Source organism: Streptomyces sp. NPDC055254, assembly GCF_053606025.1.
In genome coordinates this window covers 96,900-114,535 of the sequence record NZ_JBSGQV010000017.1, presented here as the reverse complement: position 1 = coordinate 114,535, position 17,636 = coordinate 96,900, and the positions used below count along the sequence as shown (strand labels likewise).

Genomic DNA, 17,636 nt, shown 5'->3' with positions numbered 1-17,636 from the left:
CGGAAGCCGACCGGTCCGAAAAAGGGCCGGTCGATCGCCCGCCGCGCCGCATACAGCCGCCGATACCGGTCAGGCGAGCGGAGAACCATCCGGCGACGCGAACGGAGGCACGACGATGGACTGGCGCCACGAGGCCGCCTGTCGGCGGGAAGACCCGGACCTGTTCTTCCCCATCGGCACCGGAGGCCCTGCCCTGCTCCAGATCGAGAAGGCGAAGGCAGTGTGCCGCCGTTGCCCGGTGCTGAACGACTGCTTGGAATGGGCCCTGGAAGGGGGCCTGGAGATGGGCGTGTGCGGCGGCCTCACCGAAGACGAGCGGCGTGCTGTCAAGCGCCGCACCCGAGCGGCCCGCGCCCGCCTGGAAGCCTGACCCGGCGCTCTCCGCAGGTTCGGCAACCCGCCCGGGACGGCTCGCTCACGCGAGCGGACGGTCACGGGCATCGGGGGCGGCGGCCGCTACCCGGCGGCCGCCGGGACGGTCCGCCGTTCAACCGCGCAGCCGCGCGTTGAGGCGGGCGGCCTGTCGCGTGAGGTGGTCGCGTTCGGGGAGGGTGGGCGCGGACCGGGCGGCCAGGGCGTAGAGCCGTGCCGCGGTCACCGGATCGCCATCGCGCTCGTGCAGGTAGGCCGCGACGGCGGCGTGCCTCGGCAGGGAGGCGTCGAGCCGCGCCAAGGCGGCCAGGCCCGCCCGCGGACCGTCGGCCTCGCCCACCGCGACGGCCCGGTTGAGGCGGGCCACCGGGCTGTCGGTGAGGCGCACCAGTTCGTCGTACCACTCGACGATCTGCACCCAGTCGGTCTCCTCGGCGGTCCGGGCGTCGGCATGGAGCGCGGCGATGGCCGCCTGGGCCTGGAATTCGCCCAGGCGGTCACGGGCGAGGGCACTTTGCAGCATCCCGACGCCCTCGCTGATCAGAGGGGTGTCCCACAGGCCGCGGTCCTGTTCGGCGAGCGGCACCAGCCTGCTGTCGGGGCCGATCCGCGCCGGGCGCCGTGCGTGATGGAGCAGCATGAGCGCCAGCAGGCCCACGACCTCCTCGTCGTCGGTCCTGGCCGCCAGCTGGCGAGTGAGCCGGATCGCCTCGGCGGAGAGGTCGACGTCGCCCGAGTAGCCCTCGTTGAAGACCAGGTAGAGCACGCGCAGCACCGTGGCGACGTCACCGGGCCGATCGAACCGGACGCCCGAGACGGTCCGCTTGGCCCTGCTGATCCGCTGGGCCATGGTCGCCTCCGGCACCAGGTAGGCCCGCGCGATCTGCCGCGTGGTCAGACCACCGACCGCGCGCAGCGTGAGCGCGACGGCCGAGGCCGGTGTCAGGGACGGATGCGCGCACAGAAAGTACAGCCGAAGCGTGTCGTCCACCGCCCCGCCCGGGTCGGGCACGGGCTCGGCCTCCACCAGCTCCTCCCGCCGCCGCCGCGAGGTGTCGGCGCGCACGGCGTCGAGGAACTTGCGCCAGGCCACCGTGACCAGCCAGCCCTTGGGGTCCCGCGGCGCGTCCTGCGGCCACCCGCGCACGGCCTCGACCAGGGCTTCCTGCACGGCGTCCTCCGCCTCCGCGAAGTCGGCTCCACGGCGGACGAGAACACCGATCACCGCCGGCACCAGCTCCCGCAGCAGCGACTCGTGCTCGTTCACTCGGTGGCCGTGGGCTGCTCGCCGTAGAACGGGCGCACCTCCAGCCACTCGTGGATCGGCTTCCCGCCGGCCCCCGGAGCCGCGGACAGCTCGCCGGCCAGCTCGATCGCGCGCTCGTAGGTCTCGACGTCGATCACCATCCAGCCGGCGATCAGGTCCTTGGTCTCCGCGAACGGCCCGTCGGTGACCGGCGGCCGCCCCTCGCCGTCGTAGCGGACGAACGTGCCCTCCGGGGAGAGCGCCTGCCCGTCGACGAACTCTCCGGTGCCTTCGAGCCGAGCGGCGAAGTCACGCATGTACTGCACATGGGCCGAAACCTCCTCCGGCTCCCACTGGTCCATCGGCACGTCGTTGACGGCTGCCGGCGCGCCCCGGTAGTGCTTGAGCAGCAGGTACTTGGCCATCATGATCTCCTTGGTGAGGTACGGCCCCCGTGTGGCCGTGTCCGCTCCTGGGACGGAGCCGTGCGCGGGTTCTCGACATCCCACCGCGAAGTTTTTTCGGCGGCCCCCAAGAATCCCCGCTTCACCCGCCTCCCGCGCGTCAGCGACTCACCCCTCGGACGACGTCGAGGACCTGCTTCCGCGGGCCGTTCGCGTAGGCGTCGGCCGGACCGGGGCCGAGCCGGGTCAGCTCGGCTCGGCCGCACGCTCCGCCTGCAGGGTGCGCAGGAGGTCGAAGGCAGGGCCGTCCACCGGGCGCCGGGTGTTGCCGAGGGCGATGACGGCGAGCCGCTTCTCCGGGTCGAAGCCCACGAAGGAGGAGAAGCCCCCTGTCCCTCCGTTGTGCCAGACCTGGAGGTGGCCGCCCTGCCGCGGGTGCAGGCGGTGGGCCATCCAGCCGAGGTGCACCCAGGCGAAGGAGCTCCTGCGGTGCTCGACCGCCCGGCTCAGACGGATCGCCTCGGCGAGCCCTGCGGGACCGCCGTCCAACTGGGCCCGTACGAAGGCCACCAGGTCGGTCGCGGTCGACCGCAGGCCGCCCGCTCCCGCCAGGTCGGCGAGGTGCCACGGTGCGGCGGGCCGCCCGCGGCGCACGTGGCCCTGCGCGGAGCGTTCCGAGCGGGCGCCGTCCACCGTCACGACGGTGTCGCTCATGCCCAACGGGGCGCAGATCTCACGGGTGACGAGGGTCTCGTACTCCGTGCCCGCCCGGCGGGCGAGGGCCAGCCCCAGCAGCCCGGCTCCGAGGTTGGAGTAGCGGAACCGCTTCCCCGGAGTGGCCCCCAGACGGGTCCCGGCCAGCCCGGACAGCAAGGCTTCGGCCGTGCAGCCGGCGTACGGATCCGGCTTCGACGGGCGCAGCAGGGCCTGGAGCAGCATGCCCCGGGGCAGTCGCGGCAGACCGGAGGTGTGGGTGGCCAGATGCTGCAGGGAGATCGGCCGGCCGTCCCGCGACGGAACGGCCGTCCCGGCGGGCAGCAGATCGCCGAGCGGCTCGTCCAGGCCCACCACGCCGGCGGATGCCAGGCGGGCCAGAGCCAGGGCGGTGAACACCTTGGTCACCGAGCCGATCTCGAACACCGTGCCGGGATCGGGGACGCGCCCGTGGTGCGCGCCGGTGCTTCCGGCACCCCGTATCTCCACGACGTCATCCGCCACCGCGGCGACCACCACACCGACGTGCTGCTCAGCCAGCCGGTCCGCGGTCTGCTGGGCGAGCGTTGCGAGTTCTTGTGCCATGACGGACATCATCGCGGCGTCCCCCCGTGCGACCGGTGCACCCTGATGATGATTTCCGGCCGTCACCCCTGCGACCTGAGCAGTACGGCGAGGCGGTGTTGGCAAGACCCCGCCGGCGCGACGGGAGACAAGCTCGCGCTCCAGCCGGTGGCGGAGCCCGGTCCTCGCCGTTCCAGGAACACCGAACGGGGCCCGGACGGCGGCCAGTTCGCGGCCGTGTCAGTTCACGCCGACCACGACGTACGCTTCCCCGTTTCCCGGCGGCCTCGTCCACGAGCGGGTGGTGAAGGTGTGCAGCCGCCCGGCCGTGATCGCGTGGCGCGGCAGCCGGACACCGAACTCGCCGGTCACGGCCTCCAGGAGCGCGCGTTCCGCCTCGGCGCCCCCTTGCGGGGAGCCGAAGAACCGGTCGGGGTCCAGTGCCCGCGGTATCTCCCCGGCTCGGCGTATCTCCCCGTCCGCGAACGTGAAGGCGTACTGCTCGGCACCGTCTTGCGCTGCGGAAAGGTGGAAGAACGGGTCCCCGCGCCAGGTCCTCAGACCGCCCCACACGACCACCGCGCGGGTGCCCGCGCTGGCGGCCGCGGCGGGGGAGACGAACCGCCGCGGGTCGAAATGCGCAGGGTCGCTGTCGAAGGCGAAGCTCCAACGGGTGCCGGCCCGGCCGACCGCCATGAGGGCCTTGTCGTCGTCGTAGGACGAGAACTCCCTCTGTCCGCGGAGCGATCGGTGGCGCGCTTCGGCGGACGTCATGGGATCGTCCAGCACGGCCCCGTTACCGTCCGCGAGGCGTCCGGGAAGGTCCTGCGGCTGCGCATCCTCGACCAGGACGAACCGGTAGGACGTGAGGCTGCCGTGGGGGTCCGGGCTCGCCAGCCACACCAGGCTGTCCCCGTCGAGGCCGGCCGTCGGGTGCGGCGCCCCACCCGCTTGCCCGCCCCTCGGGGTGGACAGCAGCTCGCGGCCCCGTTCCGGGGTCAGCAGGGGGCCGAGCAGGGGGTCGGCGACCCATCCCAGCGGCGCCAAGTGGTCGGGTCCGAGCGGCTGCCACACCGGCAGGGCGTCCATCAGCGTCCGCCACGCCCCGTCGGTGTCGCCCCACCGAGCCAGCTCCCGTGCCCGTTCGACCGCTTCCCCGAACCGTCCGGCCGCCGTGTACCGGTACGTGCCGCCGCGTATCTGCTCCAACGTCGCGTAGGCCAGCGACACCACGTCGGCACCGGCTCCCCGCAGGTGGGACACCAGCGTGGAGTCGTCCCCGTACGAGTGCGCCGCGTGCTCGGCAACCAGCACCGGCAGCAGCTCGGGCGCGTACCGCGGATCGGCCACCACGTCCTCGAAGTACACCATGTAGGTCCGTCCGAGCAGGCGGCGTATCTGGTCACCCAGACCGGTGGCCCGCGGTCTGCCGTACTCCTTCGCCTCGTCCAACGCGTCCCCGGCCCGTTCCCAGTCGCCGCGCAGCGCCTCCAGCCGGGCCTGCTCGATCCGGGCGTCCAGCTCTCGCGTCTCGTCGTTGGCGAACTCCGGCTCCCCGTCGACCGGGCGGGCCCGCAGACTGTGGAACTCCCGGTACATGCCCCGCATGAACTCACCGAAGTTCGCGTACCGCTCGGGTGTCGAGGCCCGCCAGCTCGCCCACGTGTACACGGCCCACTCGCCGTCCTCGTCCACGTCCTCGGGATCCAACAGGACGTGGGTGATGTCGGACTCGACGTCGAGCTGGAGCCCGCGCCGCCATATGTCCGCATCCCGCCGTTCGGCGGGTCCGGCGTCGTCGTCCAGGTACTCCTCGAACACGTCCGCGAGCCCGGACTCGTTGTTGTGCCAGCGCGCGTCCGTGGTCCCCGCCAGGAGCCAGATGAACCCGCCGGCGTGCTGCCACCCGTCGCTGACCTCAAGGAATTCCCGGTACGACGGGGGCATCCGCCGACCGAGGCGCTCCTCCATGGCTGCGATCCGCTCCTCGGACGCCGGAGGGAACCCCAACCACCGATCCCGCCGGGCGGCTTCGTCCCTCTCACCCTGCGTCTCATCATCGGGCCGCGAATCCGACCACTCCTCACTCCATCTGAGCAGAAATGGCCGCCAGTCGGACGGTGGCGTCTTCGTCATGCGCCCGATGCTGCCATCCACCGCTGACACTGTGCTCTGCGACACCTGGCGGCAGTGTGCGGCCGGCGGCCACGGACACTCCTCATGGCCACCCCGAGGAAACGGTGTCGCGTCCCCGTTCGGCGGTCTGCCGTTCACGCTCCGCATAATCCACCCGCAGCGCAAAGAGACCAGAAGCTCCTCGGTCGCCCCTTAGCGTCACGTCATGGAACTCATCCAGATCACCCCAACCGTCTGGCAGTTGCCCCTCCCCGTCGGGCACGTCCACATCGTGCGTCTGCCGGACGGGTACGCCCTGATCGATACCGGGGTGCCGGGGTCCGCCCCGGCGATCCTGGAGGCTGTCGATCAGCTCGGCGGCCGTCCTCAAGACGTGCTGCAGATCGTTCTCACACACTCCCACGGCGACCACACGGGCTCGGCTGCGGATCTCGTCGCGGCCACGGGCGCCCGCGTCCTGGCCGGTACGCTGGACGCCCCGGTCATCCGCGGCGCCGCCCCTGAACCCGAGCCGGTGTTCACTGCCTCGGAACGTGCCCTCTACGAGCAGGTCATGGCTGGACTCGCCGACGCGGGCGTGCCCCCTGCGCAGCACGTTCCGGTGGACATCGAGCTGCACGACGGCGACACCCTCGAAGGCTGGGCCGAGCCCGTCCGCGTCCTGCATGTTCCAGGTCATACGCAGGGAAGCATCGCGCTCCATCTCGTATCCAGCGGCGTGTTGTTCCCGGGCGACATCGTCGCCACCACCGAGGGCCGGGCGATCCTGGGCCCGTTCAACGTGGACCGGGAGGAGGCCATCGCTTCCTTCCGACGGTTGGCCGCGCTGGAGGCGGAGATAGCGTGCGTGCCGCACGGCGAGCCGCTGATGAAGGACGCGGGCGCGGTGCTCCGGGCTGCTGCTCCGGAAGGGGACTGGCTGTAGTGGAGCACCCAGGGCGCCGGCAAAGGTCCCCGCGTGGGGCGGGGAACGGAGGGGCTGCCGTGCGGAGTAGAGGGCGGATCTCCCGCTCGGGGTCAATCGAGCCATTGCTGCCAGCGGAGCCGGCCCGGGTCGCATCGGCCCGAGGCACGGGCTTGCTCGAAGGCGAGGTCGGCGAGTTCTTTGTCCGACCGGACTCGGCCGTTCGCGTCAGGTGCCGTGTTCCCGTTTTCGTCGATGAGCTTGGAGACCCCGACGACGCAGTGGGGGTACACGGTCTGCGTGCTGTACCAGGCGAAGACGGCCAGGACGGCGAGTGCGCCGGCGGCGATGACGGTGAGGCGCTGTGGCGAACTTCCGAATCTGGTAGCGGTCACTGACGCATCCTACGGACCTGCTCGGCTCACCTTCGTGGCCGCGCGGGCGGGGATCGGTGCGTGATCACAAGCCGTTGATGACGTCCCGTCGTCGCGAGGCATCCCTGCTGAACGTCGTGGCGCTGACGCGGTCGGCCATCCTCGCGAGAGAAGTGCCGCCAACCTTGTTCTTGATCAGCGCACCGACGGCCGAGGTATCGGCAATGGCCCACAGCGCCGCCCGGTCGGCGGCGGCGCAGGACTCCATGGTCGGTTGGCCGTCGCGCAACGTGAGGCACAGCTTGGTCACCCGCTGCCGCGACGCGGTGTCCGCGATCGCGCCGTCCCGCGAAAATCTGTCGCGGCCGAAGTAGACATTGGAGGGCGGCGTGGGTATGGTTTCTCTCGTAGCCCAGAGAGAACGAAGGGCCCGGCAGGGACGAACTGCCGGGTAGTGGTATCAGCAGTACTCGCAGTACCAGGAGTTGCAGTACCCGCAGTTGCAGTACCCGCAGTTGCAGTACCCGCAGTTGTAGTACCCGCAGTTGTAGTACCAGCAGTTGCAGTGCGCAGGACGGTGCGGTGGTGGAGTGTCGAAGCCAGGCGTGTGCAGGACGGCGACGGGACTGACGACCGGACCGGGCGGCCCGCAGTGATCAGGGGCAGCCGCAGTACCGCAGTTGACGCAATACGCAGTGGCAGTACATGCAAGTGCAGTTCAGTCCAGTTCGCAGTACCCCGCAGTGAGTCAGTGGGCAGTACCTCGGTGAAGGCGTCGGCTGCGGGCGCGCGCACCGGGAAGTTCGGCAGTGGGGTTCTGAGCCAGAGCAGACGCACGATGGGCGACGGGGCCGGCTGCCGGAGAGTGGCGCTGTCACAGGCCACGCAGCAGTTCGCAGTACCGGTAGCAGTGCACGTAGCAGAGCAGTAAACGCAGTACCTCGCAGTTGGCAGTGTCTCCCGTTTGGTAAGCAGTTGATCACCGAGGGAAGAACGGAGGAGCAGGAGTTGAGGCGCCATCAGGATCGCCCGGGCGGAAGTCTGAGTCCGGGTACCGCAGGACATCGATAGTGAGGTGGTCTCCGGTCGAGCAACCGCGATCCCCGCACTGCCCGTCCCCGATCGGACGGCTCTGCGGAAACAGAAGGCCGGCGCAGGACTGGGGCCGGCAGATGGTGTAGCAGTTCCTTCGGGGCCCTGGTGCTGTACGGACCAGGGCCCCTCCCCACGTCCAGACCCTTTTCCTCCACCTGTTTCGCAGTGAGGTGCGATGACAGCAGACGATTCGCTCGGCCGTCTCGACGACGACGGCTACCCCGCCTACACGATGGGCCGGGCCGCAGACATGCTCGGCACCACCCAGGGCTTCCTCCGCGCCATCGGCGAAGCCCGCTTGATCACCCCGCTGCGCTCCGCCGGGGGACACCGGCGCTACTCCCGCTACCAGCTTCGGCTCGCCGCCCGTGCCCGGGAGCTCGTCGACCAGGGCATGCCCATCGACGCCGCCTGCCGGATCGTGACGCTCGAAGTCCGGCTCGCGGAGGCGCAGCGCGTCAACGCCGAGCACCGTCTCTCCCTGCCCGAAGGGCGCCCGCGGACGGCGGCCTGAGGCGGGCGTGCCCGCCGTCGCGGCATGTGCCACGGCTACGGGAACCGTGAAGTGGGTCAACGCGGACAAGGGCTTGGGCTTCACCGCCCGGAACGGGGCGGCGGCTCGGACGTCTTCGCCCGCTCCACCGCGATCGACACGGTCATGACCGTGTCGAGTCGAGGCCGGTTTCCCCGCGGACGCGGGCAAACCGGCCTCGACTGCGGTGGGACCGTGGCGCCGGGCGGCGAACCGCCGGAGCAGGGGGGGGCGGCTCGCCGGAGCAGGACCCGTCAGATGCCGGGGCCGTCGGGCTCCGCGGCGCGGGGGGCCTTGAGCCGGGAGGTGAGTTCCTCCACGAACGCCTCCAGATGGGGCGGGCGCGCTCCGGTCCGGGTGGCGCAGAACCAGGTACGGGTCAGCGGCCGGGCGCCGATGCGGACGAGGGCGAGGTCGTGCGAGGCCGCGTACGGGGCGGCCACCCAGTTGGGCAGCACCGTCACGCCCTGCCCGCCCGCGACCATCTCGACCACCAGGTCGGTCACCACCGGCATCGTGGTGATCCGGGCCGGCCGGGCACCGGCGGGGATCGGCAGCGGCATCGCCGGGATGCGCTTTTGGTCGTAGAAGTCGTAGAGGACCAGGTCGGCGCCGTCGAAGTCACGGGCGGTCAGGTGCGCGCGCGAGGCCCACGGGTGTCCGGCCGGCACCACCGCCATCATCTCGTCCTCGAACAGCCTGGTCAGTGATACCCGGTCCATCTGCAGGTCCGGCTTGGTGACCAGGGCGACGTCGACCAGGTCGGCGAGGAGTGCCGGGATCGGCGCGTCGTCGGGGACGGTCTCGATGCGTACGTCGATGTCCGGCTCGCGCCGGCGGAAGGCGCGGAGCACGGGCGGCAGCCAGGGGAAGGTGGTGCTGCACTGCGCGGTGAAGCGGACCCGCCGGTCGCGCCCGTCGCGGAGCTCCCGCAGGTCCCGGGAGGCCGACTCCAGTTCGATGAGGACGTGGCGGGCCGCGACCAGCAGGCGGCGACCGGCGGCGTTGGGGACCAGGCGGCGGCTCTTGCGGTCGAAGAGGGGCATGCCCAGGCGGGCCTCCAGCCGGGTGAGCCGCTGGCTCAGCGCCGGCTGGCTCACATAGAGCCGCTCGGCGGCCGCGGTCAGCGAGCCGGCTTCGGCGGTGGCGTCCAGGAGCTCCAGGTCACGCAGGTCCACGTCCATAACCCGGGATTATGGCATGCTCCAATTTCCGTCGTGGTGTTATGGGTTGGGAGTTCGTAGGTTTCTGGTGTCAGCAGGACAGGCCAAGCCGCCACGAAAGGCACCCGCATCATGACCGACACCGCCCTCGCCACCACCGCTCTCGTCACCGGCTCCTCCAGCGGCATCGGCCTGGACATCGCCCGCGCCTTCCTGGCGAGCGGCGCCAACGTCGTCCTCAACGGCCGCGACGCCGACCGCCTCGCCAAGGCCGCCGCCGGCCTCGGCCACCCGGAGCGGACCGCGTGGGTCGCGGGCGCCATCGCCGAGCCGGCGACCGGCCAGGCCCTCGTCCGCACCGCGCTCGACCGGTTCGGCGGCATCGACGTCCTGGTCAACAACGCGGGCACCTTCGCCCCCAAGCCCTTCACCGAGGTCACCGAGGAGGAGCTCGACGGCTTCCTGACCGGCAACCTCAAGGGCACCTACCTCACCACCCAGGCGGTGGTGCGGGCGCTGCGCGCACAGGGCCGGGGCGGCAGCATCGTCAACATCGGCACCGTCCTGGTGGACCACGCGCTGGCGGGCTTCCCGTCCTCCGCGCCCGTCGTCAGCAAGGCCGGCGTGCACGCGCTGACGACCAGCCTGGCCGCGGAGCTCGCCGCCGACGACATCCGCGTCAACCTCGTCTCGCCCGGCATCATCCGTACCCCGCTGCATGCGGGCTCCGATGTGGACTCCTTCGGCGGGCTGGCCCTGCTGAACCGGGTCGGCGAGGTCTGCGAGATCTCCGAGGCGGTGCTCTACCTCGCGGGCGCCACGTTCGTCACGGGGCACGCCCTGCGCGTGGACGGCGGGCACGTCACCGGCCGCGCCTGAACCCCACCCCGCCACTTCCCTCCACCGAAAGGACATCCCCGCCATGCCGTACGTCAACGTCAAGATCACCCGTGAGGGCGCCACCGCCGCCCAGAAGGCCGAGATCATCGCCGGCGTGACCGACCTGCTGGTCAGGGTCCTGGACAAGGATCCCGCCACCACCTTCGTCCTCATCGACGAGGTCGACCTGGAGGACTGGGGCGTCGGCGGCGTCCCGACGCGGGAGTACCGCCGCCGCAACCGCGCACACGGCTGAAGAATATTGCGGAAGGTCTGTCCTGACTGAGCCGAAGCGGTGCACGGCCCGCTGTTCCACCGGGCCGGCGAGGTTGTGCGGGGTGGCGACGGCCTGGACGGCGTGGGGGAGGCCGTCGCCGTCGCGGTGGCAGTCACGGCGGGTCATGCCCGACCGGCGTCCGCTCCGGCCGCCTGGACGGCCGCGGCGGGGCGCTGTGTCAAGGCGTCGGCGCGGGCGGCGGCGAGCGTGATCCGCACGGCCTGGTCAGCGGTGCCCTCCTCGACCGGATCAGCACTGACCAGCAACCGGAAGTAGATCGGAGCGGCCAGCGTTTTGAACAGCTCGACCGGATCCGTCCCTGCCGGGAGTTCGCCCCGCTCGATGGCGCGGACGACCACGGGTTCGGCCCGCCGGAACCGGTCGGCGAAGATCCGCCGCCGCGCCTCGGCGATCTCCGGCAGCCGGCCGGCGTCGGAGAACATCGCGGTCTGCACCGCCCTGCCCACCGGGCCCGTCATGCTCAGCGCGAGCGCCCGCGCGATCGCTTGCAGGTCGGTCTCGACGGCGCCGGTGTCCGGAATGGGGATGTCGGTGGCGAAGTGCTCGGAGAGCGCGTCGACGACCAGGCTCGCCCGATCCTTCCAGCGCCGGTAGAGCGTCGTCTTGTGCACCCCGGCCCGCTGGGCCACGCCCTCGACGGTGAGCTCGGCGTATCCCCGGTCCAGCAACTCGGCGAGGGTGGCGGCGCGCACCGCTGCCTGGGCCTTGCGGCCGCGCCCGACAGGGCGGGCGGGTCCGGAGGAACCCAACTCCATTGCAACTCCTAGTTGCGTTAGCGGGCGGTCACATGTCAGGCTCCAGCGTATCGCAACTAGAAGTTGCATTCGGTGGGTGTGTGCCCGCCGCGCGTCGGACGTCCGCGACCCAGGAGAAGGAAGACCATGCCCAGCGCCTCCCGTACGTGGAACCTCGACTCCATCCCCGACCAATCCGGCCGCCTGGCGGTGGTGACCGGAGCCAACAGCGGCATCGGCCAGGTCACGGCGGAGGTGCTCGCTCGCCGGGGCGCCCATGTCGTGCTGGCCTGCCGCAGCGCCCGGCGGGGGCAGGCGGCCCTGGATCGACTGCTCGCCCGGGCACCCGGCGCCCATGCCGAGGTGCGCCTCCTCGACCTGGCCGATCTCGCCTCCGTACGCGCCTTCGCCGACGGCTGGGACCATGACCGGCTCGATCTGCTGGTCAACAACGCCGGCGTGGCGATGGTGCCGTTCGCCCGGACCGCCGACGGCTTCGAGTCGCAGTTCGGGATCAACCACCTGGGCACCTTCGCCCTGACCGGGCTGATGCTGCCCCACCTGCTCGCCTCGCCCGCTCCGCGGGTGGTCACCGTCAGCAGCGAAGGCCAGCGATTCGCCCGCTTCGACCTGGACAACCTCGACGCCGAACGCCGCTACAGCGCGATGTTCGCCTACCTGCAGTCCAAGCGCGCCAACCTCTACTTCGCCACCGAACTGCAACGCCGCGCCGACGCCGCCGGCCTGAGACTGCACAGCACGGCCGTCGCCCCCGGCCTCACCCGCACCAACGTTCTCACCGGCGGCGCCAACGGCAACCGCGGTCGGCTCTACGGAGCCTTGACCCGGCTGCTGCTCCGCGTCGCCTTCCGCCCCACTCCGGAAGGCGCCAAGACCTCCCTGTACGCGGCGACCGTCCCGGACCTGCCGGGCGGAGCGTATGTCGTGCCCGGCGGGCCGCTGCAGCTGCGCGGCGAGCCGGTCCTGCGCAACCGGGAGCCCGCCATCCGTGAAACCACCACCGCCCGCCGGCTGTGGGAGCTGTCCGAGGAGCTCACCGGCGTTTCCTTCGGGCTGTCCGGCGATGCCGCATGCCCCACCCGGGAGTCCGGCCGGCCGGCCCCTGGTTGACGACCGCAGCGCACGTACGCGACCGCGAAGCGGGAACGGACCGGTCCGGCCCGGCCGAGGTCTACGTCATGATCAACAAAGGGTGCGGGTCGGGCTACGCCGGCTCTGCCGGTGCGGCCCGCAGGTGCCGCGCGGCCTCCGTGGCGGTGTACGAGGAGGCGAAGGTGAACGCGCGCGGCGACGGCCCGTGCGAGCGCAAGTCCGCCAGGCGTTCCAGGGCCTCACCGACGGTCGGGAGGTGACCGGCGGGGACCCACCAGAGCGCCAGGTGTGCCTCGACGTGCCTCTCGAACCAGTCGCGCCGCCGCCGCATGACCTCCAAGTGACCGCTGCGGTAGGCGAAGTCCCACAGCGACTCCTGGGTCTCCCACACCGACAGGTTGACGATGACGTCCTCGCCCGCCGGGCGCAGGCCGGTGGCGTCGGCCGCCCCCTCCTCCACGAGCCGCCACACGAAGCCGGGCGCACCGTCGGCGGCGGCGTTGACCGGATCGAGCATCTCGACGAACGGTGCGATGCGCGGGTCGTCGATGGGGTGGCGCAGGACGGCGACGTTGAGCTGGGCGAGGTGCACGGGGGGCGGGGGCGGGGTCATGGCCTCATCCCAGCACGGCGGCTCTTTCTATGTCAATGATCATTGTTTTTAGAATTCTCCACCACCACGCAGCACTCGCCCGGCCGGGGGTCCATGCGCGCACGCACGGGCCCGTCCGTACCGATCAGCCCCTCCAGCAGCGCGAGATTCATGCCGCACACCAGTGGAGGGAAGCGTTCGGCGACGTCGTGGAAGGGGCAGTTGCGCATACGGACGACGCGGGCGGCCGCTCCGGGCTCCCGCTCGGCGCCGCCGTCCTCGGCCACGGCGTCGACGACGCCCCTGACGCCGTCCGCATCCTCGGCGGCTTCCCAGTGCGGTTCGTAGCCGCGGGCGGCCAGCACCGCCGCGGCGTCGTCGAGGCCGCCGCAGGGCGCCGCCGAGCCGCGCAGGGCCTCACCCCGGCGGCGCGCGGCCGCGCACAGTTCGGCATCCAGGCCGGCCTGCTCGACGGCTTCGGCGAGGAGCTCGGCGGCGGTGCGGTAGTCACGGGCGGGCAGCGACACCGACCGCTCGGTGCGCGCCCGCGTGTACACCTTGGCGGGACGACCCGCCCCGGGCCCCGACCGACCCGTCAACCGGCGGCTTCCGCTCACCAGCAGCCCGGCGTCGGTGAGCCGGTCCAAATGGTGCGCGGCGAGCGTGCGCGCCACCCCGGCCGCTTCGGCCGCCTCGTTGCGGCCGACCTCACGGCCCTGCGCCGCCACGTACTCGTACAGTCGGCGCCGCACCGGATCCTGCAGCACCGCGATCGCATCGATGTCCTCCACCTCGCCATTCTAAGAACAATCCCGATCGGCGATAGAAGCTGGAACAGCAAGGTCGAGTACGCCACCCATCAGCCGCGTCAACAGTCCCGCGGGTCAATACACCTGGGCCGACGTGCGGGCGACCCACCGGCGACGGGGCCCGGCGAGGACCCCGGGACAGGTCATGAGGGGGCGGCGCGACACGCCGCGCCGCCGATCCGTCCGCGCGAGGGGCGGCCGTCAGGTGAGGCGGGACGCGGCGCGTCGCCCGTTCCTCGGATGCGGTGGCCGTTTCCGGCCGGCATGCTCCGACGACCACCCGGCCGCGGCCGCGACCGGAGGGGTGTCAGCGGCGGCGGATGCGGATCGGACCGCGGGCTTTCACCGGGTCGACAGGGTGTCCACCCTGAGTGATCTCCACCTCTCCGGCCGCGACCAGCCGCCGGGCCGCGCGGCGGGCCGGCTCCATGAGCGCGCGCCAGCCGTCATCGTCCCCCGCGTACACGGCGCGCGCGGCGTCGGAGGGGCAGATCGTGGCGTCCGGGGCACGTCGCTCCAGCAGCTCCAGGATGGCTCGTTCCAAGTGCCGGTCCGTCTGCCGTTCGATGTCTGCCACTCCACCAGTGTGGCAACGTCGTTGAAGGTGTGCCCCGAGAGCCGGCGGGAACGCCGGCGAGGGCCCGGTCGCGATGGCGCCCGTCGGCATCAGGACGTCTGCGGACGCTGGAGTCCTTGGAGGAGGAGGGCGATCAGCCGTCGGGGGTCGTAGCGGGTGTCGTTCTCACGTCCGAGTAACCCCGCCGGCAGCCGTTGACGGTGATGGCGCACGGGCGGATGGCGCCGGCCCGCAGCCGCCCGCACGCGCACGCGCACCGGCCCGGCCGCGGAAAGTCCGGGGCCGGGCCGGTGCGCTCCGACGGGAGCTGGGTCTCAGCGCAGGGTGAAGGGCGCCACGTGCGTCGTGGTGTCGGCTCCGCTGATGGTGAATTCGAGGTTGTAGTCGCCGTTCGGCAGGTTCCTCGTGCTGACGGGGAGGCTGTAGGAGGAGGCGAACGCGGTGTAGTTGAACCGTCCGGTGACCGGCCTGGTGACGGGTCCGGTGATGCGGCCGGCTGTGAGCGTGATGTTCGAGTGGGAGAGGTTGTTGCCGTTCGCGTCGCAGATCCGCAGGCTGATCACGACCTGGCCGAGCAGCCGGGTGGGGCGGCTGGGGTCGTAGAGCAGGCAGATCCGGTACGCCACGTTGTAGGTGACGCTCTTGGTGGACGGGTTGGTGGCGACGTCCGTGGCGTTGACCGTGAACGTGTGCGAGCCGAGCGTCGAAGTGTTGAGCGGGCTGCCGTTGGGGACCGTACCCGTACAGCTCGCCGTCCCGGAGGTGGCGTCCGTGCACGAGTAGGACGCGGTGACCGGCTGGCGGTACAGGTAGGTGCCGGCCGCCGGGCGCACGATGGTGATCGTCGGCCCCGCGATGTCGAGCCGCACCGTGATCGTCTGCGGCGCGGAGGTGTTTCCGGCGGCGTCGGTGGCGGTGTATGTCACCGTGGTGACGCCGGTCGTGGTGATGGCCACGGCGGCGGCCGCGCCGGGGACATCGGTGGATCCGGACGGTTGGGCGCCGCTCGCACTGTAGGTGATCTTCTGGACGCCGGAGCCGCAGGACCCGTCAAGCGCTCCGATGTTGACGTTCGCGGGGCTGGTGGTGTTCCAGCCGGCGCCGTTGGGCGTCGGCGAGATGGTGGCGAAGGCGGCCGGTGCGGAGGTGTCCGCGTCGTAGGTGAACCGGCCGGCGGCTGTGATCGGGCTGGTGCCGTTGGCGTTGGTCACGGTGACGTCGACGGTTCCCCGCGCCTGCTGGGGCGCGTCCGCGGTCAGTTCCTCAGGACCGATGACGTTCACGTTCGTGGCCGCCGCGGAGCCGAACCGGACGGTGGCGCCGCTCGTGGGGAATTCGGTGCCGCGTACGGTCACGGTGTTCACGCACTGGGCGAGTTCGGGCGCGTGGGTCGGGGTGACGCTGGTGACGGTGGGCGGGGACAGCGTGACGCGGTCCATCGCGGTGCCCCAGTCGCCGCCCGCGAGGCCACCGATCTGCTGGATCGTCCAGACGTCCTTGGGGTTGGCCGGGTCGCGGGCGGTGCCCGAGTAGTCGCCCCAGCGGGTCGAGGTGCCGCAGTTGCAGGTGTAGGCCTGCGTGCCCGCGGCGTAGAAGTCGCCGAACGTGTTCGCGGGGAAGTTCCCGGAGGGCACTCCGATCGCCACCCCGGTGGGGAACATGGTGGAGGAGGAGGCGGTGAATCCGGAGAACAAGTCGTCTTCGTCGTTGAGCGTCAGCGAGCCGTAGTAGATGTCCCCGCCGACCATGCCGAGGTCGAGGTTGGTCGCCAGGGTCTGCGTACCGCCGGTGGAGATCTGGATGTACCGCTGGCAGGCGTGGACCGCGGTGTCGCCGACGGGGGTGCAGCTGACGTTGAAGACGCCCCACAGCCGGTTGTTCTGCCAGGCGACCGACAGCATCCGGTCGTCGTTGGTCTCGACGGTGGCGTCGCCCCCGGCCGGCTGGGCGGCGTCCGGCGGCGCGGCGGCGGCTCCGATGGCGATGGTGTTCTCGGTCAGGTTGACGGCGCTGACGCCGGGCACGCCGGTGATCGTGGTCACCACCACGTTGGTGGCGTCGCGCGGATCGTGCTCCATCGCAAGCTGGTCGTCGATCCCCGACAGCGAGGTGGCCGGCACGACCTGGAACTTGGTGTTGTCCTGAGCGAACGTCGCGAGGTCGACCGTACCTCCGGCCAGCAGGTCGGCCTTGCTGACGACCACGGTCACCACGCCCAGGAACGTCCGGGGGGTCGTTGTCCGGTCGTAGTTGTTCCAGCTGAGCGTGACCTTGTCGTTGGAGTAGCCGAGTTTCGGCTGGTCCTGCAGGACATTGGCGGTATTGCTGCCCGCGATGTAGACGGTCCAGTTCCCCCGCGGGTCGGAGCTGTCGCTGACCGCGACGTCGACCTCGTCGCCACCGGTCAGCAGGCCCTCGTACGCGGCGAAGAAGCGGCCGGACCCCGCGTCGTAGTGCACCCGAGGATCACCGCCGGTGTTCGCCGCGAAACCGAAGAGGGCCCCCAGGTCGAAGGGGGCGCCGACCGCGTTGCCGGCCTTGTCGTAGACCTGGCCGGAGCGGTTCACGAACTCGACGATGTGGGTGGGGCCCACCGCGAGCTGTGCGTCGGAGGGAACGGTGTTGTCCACGTTTCCGAGCGTGGGGAAGGTCTTCAGCCGCTGGATGACAGCCGTGGAGGGTACCGACGTCGGGGCCGCCCCCGCCTTCGTACCCTTCGGGGTCAGGGACGCGGTGGTGACCGGCAGGCTCGCCCGCTGCCTCGGCCCCTCGGACGCCTTCCCCTTCGGAGGGGCGAGATAGGGCTCGACCTGCCTCTCGGTCGAGCGCTTCGGCCGCGGCAGGGACCGTACGTCCACACGCCGTTTCACCGGGACCCGCTCCAACGTCCCCTCGCCGTCCGCCCGCGAGGAGGCGGCAGCCGCGGGCGGGACGCCGGGACGCGGCTCGGCGGCCGCGCCGCCGGCCGGCGCGACCGCCGTGAGCGCGACGGCGAGCGCGAGCACCAGTGCGCGGGGCCAGCCGCGCGCCGCGCGGAGCACCGCCCGGTTCACTTCGGGAAGCCGTCTCGACGACACGGGCTCCCCCCTTCAACCAGCTTCGGAAGTTCGGTCCCGCCCGCGGATCGCCA

General features: G+C 71.6%; 18 protein-coding genes. 6 read left to right on the top strand and 12 right to left on the bottom strand.

Going from position 1 to position 17,636, the window contains the following annotated elements; genetic code table 11:
- Positions 1–115 precede the first annotated feature (115 nt).
- Positions 116–370 carry a WhiB family transcriptional regulator gene (locus ACWFQ8_RS18680; RefSeq protein WP_453787334.1) on the top strand — a complete coding sequence of 85 codons (255 nt, stop codon included), beginning with the start codon at positions 116–118 and terminating at the stop codon, positions 368–370.
- Positions 371–487: 117 nt separating this feature from the next.
- On the opposite strand, the gene ACWFQ8_RS18675 is transcribed toward ACWFQ8_RS18680, so the two are convergent.
- The 4 genes from ACWFQ8_RS18675 to ACWFQ8_RS18660 all read right to left on the bottom strand — a co-directional run bounded on the left by ACWFQ8_RS18675 (position 488) and on the right by ACWFQ8_RS18660 (position 5,436).
- Positions 488–1,639, bottom strand: coding sequence for an RNA polymerase sigma factor (locus ACWFQ8_RS18675; protein WP_453787333.1), 1,152 nt, complete (start codon positions 1,637–1,639; stop codon positions 488–490).
- Positions 1,636–2,043 carry a YciI family protein gene (locus ACWFQ8_RS18670; protein ID WP_453787360.1) on the bottom strand — a complete coding sequence of 136 codons (408 nt, stop codon included), beginning with the start codon at positions 2,041–2,043 and terminating at the stop codon, positions 1,636–1,638. Before ACWFQ8_RS18670 ends, ACWFQ8_RS18675 begins: the two co-directional genes overlap by 4 nt.
- 225 nt (positions 2,044–2,268) lie before the next feature.
- Positions 2,269–3,321, bottom strand: coding sequence for a serine hydrolase domain-containing protein (locus ACWFQ8_RS18665; RefSeq protein ID WP_453787332.1), 1,053 nt, complete (start codon positions 3,319–3,321; stop codon positions 2,269–2,271).
- 219 nt (positions 3,322–3,540) lie between these two features.
- Positions 3,541–5,436, bottom strand: coding sequence for an SMI1/KNR4 family protein (locus ACWFQ8_RS18660; protein WP_453787331.1), 1,896 nt, complete (start codon positions 5,434–5,436; stop codon positions 3,541–3,543).
- Between the two features lie 205 nt (positions 5,437–5,641).
- Here ACWFQ8_RS18660 and ACWFQ8_RS18655 point away from each other — a divergent pair, with 205 nt between their 5' ends.
- Entirely contained in the window at positions 5,642–6,361 is a 720-nt protein-coding gene (locus ACWFQ8_RS18655; protein WP_453787330.1) for an MBL fold metallo-hydrolase, read from the top strand.
- Between the two features lie 92 nt (positions 6,362–6,453).
- Here ACWFQ8_RS18655 and ACWFQ8_RS18650 read toward each other — a convergent pair whose 3' ends face one another.
- Both ACWFQ8_RS18650 and ACWFQ8_RS18645 read right to left on the bottom strand, forming a co-directional pair.
- Complete coding sequence (locus tag ACWFQ8_RS18650; protein WP_453787329.1) at positions 6,454–6,735, bottom strand: hypothetical protein; 282 nt, start codon at positions 6,733–6,735, stop codon at positions 6,454–6,456.
- A gap of 64 nt (positions 6,736–6,799) precedes the next feature.
- Positions 6,800–7,024 (bottom strand): hypothetical protein, encoded by a 225-nt coding sequence (locus tag ACWFQ8_RS18645; RefSeq protein ID WP_453787328.1) that lies wholly within the window; start codon positions 7,022–7,024, stop codon positions 6,800–6,802.
- A 960-nt stretch (positions 7,025–7,984) separates the two neighbouring features.
- Between ACWFQ8_RS18645 and ACWFQ8_RS18640 the strand changes: the two genes are divergently transcribed.
- Positions 7,985–8,323, top strand: coding sequence for a MerR family transcriptional regulator (locus tag ACWFQ8_RS18640; RefSeq protein ID WP_453787327.1), 339 nt, complete (start codon positions 7,985–7,987; stop codon positions 8,321–8,323).
- A 272-nt stretch (positions 8,324–8,595) separates the two neighbouring features.
- On the opposite strand, the gene ACWFQ8_RS18635 is transcribed toward ACWFQ8_RS18640, so the two are convergent.
- Entirely contained in the window at positions 8,596–9,525 is a 930-nt protein-coding gene (locus tag ACWFQ8_RS18635) for a LysR family transcriptional regulator (RefSeq protein ID WP_453787326.1), read from the bottom strand.
- A gap of 111 nt (positions 9,526–9,636) precedes the next feature.
- On the opposite strand from ACWFQ8_RS18635, the gene ACWFQ8_RS18630 reads away from it, so the two are divergent.
- Both ACWFQ8_RS18630 and ACWFQ8_RS18625 read left to right on the top strand, forming a co-directional pair.
- Positions 9,637–10,383 (top strand): SDR family NAD(P)-dependent oxidoreductase, encoded by a 747-nt coding sequence (locus ACWFQ8_RS18630; RefSeq protein WP_453787325.1) that lies wholly within the window; start codon positions 9,637–9,639, stop codon positions 10,381–10,383.
- 43 nt (positions 10,384–10,426) lie between these two features.
- Positions 10,427–10,639, top strand: coding sequence for a tautomerase family protein (locus tag ACWFQ8_RS18625; protein ID WP_453787324.1), 213 nt, complete (start codon positions 10,427–10,429; stop codon positions 10,637–10,639).
- Between the two features lie 143 nt (positions 10,640–10,782).
- Here ACWFQ8_RS18625 and ACWFQ8_RS18620 read toward each other — a convergent pair whose 3' ends face one another.
- Entirely contained in the window at positions 10,783–11,436 is a 654-nt protein-coding gene (locus ACWFQ8_RS18620) for a TetR/AcrR family transcriptional regulator (protein WP_453787323.1), read from the bottom strand.
- 126 nt (positions 11,437–11,562) lie between these two features.
- Between ACWFQ8_RS18620 and ACWFQ8_RS18615 the strand changes: the two genes are divergently transcribed.
- On the top strand, positions 11,563–12,546 hold the full coding sequence (locus ACWFQ8_RS18615; protein WP_453787322.1) for an oxidoreductase: 984 nt from the start codon (positions 11,563–11,565) through the stop codon (positions 12,544–12,546).
- A gap of 94 nt (positions 12,547–12,640) precedes the next feature.
- Here the strand turns inward: ACWFQ8_RS18615 and ACWFQ8_RS18610 are convergent, their stop codons facing one another.
- The 4 genes from ACWFQ8_RS18610 to ACWFQ8_RS18595 all read right to left on the bottom strand — a co-directional run bounded on the left by ACWFQ8_RS18610 (position 12,641) and on the right by ACWFQ8_RS18595 (position 17,583).
- The gene (locus ACWFQ8_RS18610) at positions 12,641–13,141 is read right to left on the bottom strand and encodes a DUF3291 domain-containing protein (RefSeq protein ID WP_453787321.1); all 501 of its coding nucleotides are present in this window, start codon (positions 13,139–13,141) and stop codon (positions 12,641–12,643) included.
- A 32-nt stretch (positions 13,142–13,173) separates the two neighbouring features.
- Positions 13,174–13,911, bottom strand: a complete 738-nt coding sequence (locus tag ACWFQ8_RS18605; protein WP_453787320.1) for a helix-turn-helix transcriptional regulator — start codon at positions 13,909–13,911, stop codon at positions 13,174–13,176.
- 325 nt (positions 13,912–14,236) lie between these two features.
- Positions 14,237–14,506 carry a DUF3253 domain-containing protein gene (locus tag ACWFQ8_RS18600; protein ID WP_453787319.1) on the bottom strand — a complete coding sequence of 90 codons (270 nt, stop codon included), beginning with the start codon at positions 14,504–14,506 and terminating at the stop codon, positions 14,237–14,239.
- 314 nt (positions 14,507–14,820) lie between these two features.
- Entirely contained in the window at positions 14,821–17,583 is a 2,763-nt protein-coding gene (locus ACWFQ8_RS18595) for an OmpL47-type beta-barrel domain-containing protein (protein WP_453787318.1), read from the bottom strand.
- Positions 17,584–17,636 lie beyond the last annotated feature (53 nt).

What these genes read in the sequence shown, in the direction of transcription:
- ACWFQ8_RS18680 (WP_453787334.1), top strand. Translation starts at nt 116, where the DNA reads ATGGACTGGCGCCACGAGGCCGCCTGTCGGCGGGAAGACCCGGACCTG.
- ACWFQ8_RS18670 (WP_453787360.1), bottom strand. Translation starts at nt 2,043, where the DNA reads ATGGCCAAGTACCTGCTGCTCAAGCACTACCGGGGCGCGCCGGCAGCC.
- ACWFQ8_RS18665 (WP_453787332.1), bottom strand. Translation starts at nt 3,321, where the DNA reads ATGGCACAAGAACTCGCAACGCTCGCCCAGCAGACCGCGGACCGGCTG.
- ACWFQ8_RS18660 (WP_453787331.1), bottom strand. Translation starts at nt 5,436, where the DNA reads ATGACGAAGACGCCACCGTCCGACTGGCGGCCATTTCTGCTCAGATGG.
- ACWFQ8_RS18655 (WP_453787330.1), top strand. Translation starts at nt 5,642, where the DNA reads ATGGAACTCATCCAGATCACCCCAACCGTCTGGCAGTTGCCCCTCCCC.
- ACWFQ8_RS18640 (WP_453787327.1), top strand. Translation starts at nt 7,985, where the DNA reads ATGACAGCAGACGATTCGCTCGGCCGTCTCGACGACGACGGCTACCCC.
- ACWFQ8_RS18635 (WP_453787326.1), bottom strand. Translation starts at nt 9,525, where the DNA reads ATGGACGTGGACCTGCGTGACCTGGAGCTCCTGGACGCCACCGCCGAA.
- ACWFQ8_RS18630 (WP_453787325.1), top strand. Translation starts at nt 9,637, where the DNA reads ATGACCGACACCGCCCTCGCCACCACCGCTCTCGTCACCGGCTCCTCC.
- ACWFQ8_RS18625 (WP_453787324.1), top strand. Translation starts at nt 10,427, where the DNA reads ATGCCGTACGTCAACGTCAAGATCACCCGTGAGGGCGCCACCGCCGCC.
- ACWFQ8_RS18620 (WP_453787323.1), bottom strand. Translation starts at nt 11,436, where the DNA reads ATGGAGTTGGGTTCCTCCGGACCCGCCCGCCCTGTCGGGCGCGGCCGC.
- ACWFQ8_RS18615 (WP_453787322.1), top strand. Translation starts at nt 11,563, where the DNA reads ATGCCCAGCGCCTCCCGTACGTGGAACCTCGACTCCATCCCCGACCAA.
- ACWFQ8_RS18610 (WP_453787321.1), bottom strand. Translation starts at nt 13,141, where the DNA reads ATGACCCCGCCCCCGCCCCCCGTGCACCTCGCCCAGCTCAACGTCGCC.